The sequence below is a fragment of the Sporolactobacillus inulinus genome (genome assembly GCF_006539285.1).
Taxonomy (GTDB): Bacteria; Bacillota; Bacilli; order Bacillales; family Sporolactobacillaceae; genus Sporolactobacillus; species Sporolactobacillus inulinus.
The window spans coordinates 1-1,345 of record NZ_BJMS01000206.1 but is presented as its reverse complement, the minus strand read 5'-3'; the positions used below and the strand labels follow the sequence as shown (position 1 = coordinate 1,345).

1 protein-coding gene is annotated in these 1,345 nt (G+C 41.6%); it reads left to right on the top strand.

The genetic code is table 11. The annotated features are described in order from the left end of the window. Positions 1–152 precede the first annotated feature (152 nt). A partial coding sequence (locus SIN01_RS14720) for an RNA-guided endonuclease TnpB family protein (protein WP_141306175.1) occupies positions 153–1,345 on the top strand: 1,193 nt, incomplete at its 3' end.

Sequence of the window (1,345 nt, the reverse complement as noted above, 5' to 3'; positions counted from 1 at the left end):
TTTATAGAGGAGACCAGCCTGAGAAAACTCGGCAATTCATTACCGAGATGAATCGGCGTCTAGGGTCTCCGTTCTTTGTTTGGTAACTGTTTAAATCGTTGTTAAAAAACGAACATGTGTGCTATAATTAAGTCGTGAAAAGAGGTGAATCCATGACCTTAAAAGGACTTAAAGTACGCATCTACCCAAACGAAAAACAGAAATTAATGATGCACTTAAACTTTGGTTATAACCGCTTTGTTTGGAATCAAATGCTGAACATGCTGATCGAGCGCTATAAAAACAACCCACAAGCCCCATTTTTAAATGCCTATGCCTTAAATCTTTTGCTTCCGGCATTGAAGAACGAATTCCCCTGGTTAAAAAATGCGGAAAGTACAAGCCTTCAAGCCACCAATCATGATTTAATTGAAGCCTATAAAAAATTCTTTAAAGAGAAGCGCGGGTTCCCAAAGTTCAAGTCAAAGAAGTTTTTAAAGCAATCCTATCAATCGAAATGCGTCCGTCAGAACATAAGGCAGGTCGCACCTCATTACCTAAAATGCCCCAAACTAGGCGTGATGCGTCTTAAAACAGGAAAATCCATCCCCGATACCATTAAATCAGTGACGATCAAACAATCGTTTACCGGTAAATACTACGCCGTCTTACTCGTCGAATGCGAAAACCAAGCATTTGAGAAAACAAATAAGCAAATCGGCTTAGATATGGGCGTCAGTGATTTGCTCATCGGTTCGGATGGCATTAGATTCCCCAGTATTCGGTTTGATAAAAAGCTCGCCCCAAAAAAGCGTTATTGGGAAAAACGATTCGCAAGACGCAGCTTACGAGCGAAAAAAGAAATGGCCTGGGACAACCGCAATCACGTGCTCCATCCAAGGCAGCTTTCCGATTTTAAAAACGTTCAAAAAGCTAAGTTAATGGTAGCCAACTATCATGAAAAAATCGCCAATCAACGCCAGAATTATTTGCATCAGATCACAACGCAACTGGTTAAAAAGTATGATCTGCTCGTTATTGAAAATTTAAAAACCCAAAACATGCTGCACAATCACAAGTTGGCACGGTCCATCGCAAACCAAGCCTGGCGGGAACTACGCCGGATGCTTGAGTACAAATGTGCTTGGTATGGGAAACAGCTTATTGTCGTTAATCCCCACAAGACCTCACAAATCTGTTCTCATTGTGGGCATGATGATGGGAAACACACGTTAGACATCCGGGAATGGACGTGTCCTTCGTGCCAAACACATCATGACCGCGACATAAATGCAGCGAAAAATATCTTAAACAATGGGCTTGGTATAAGCCTTGGTAAAAGAACTGTAACCTCTGCTCCTGATTG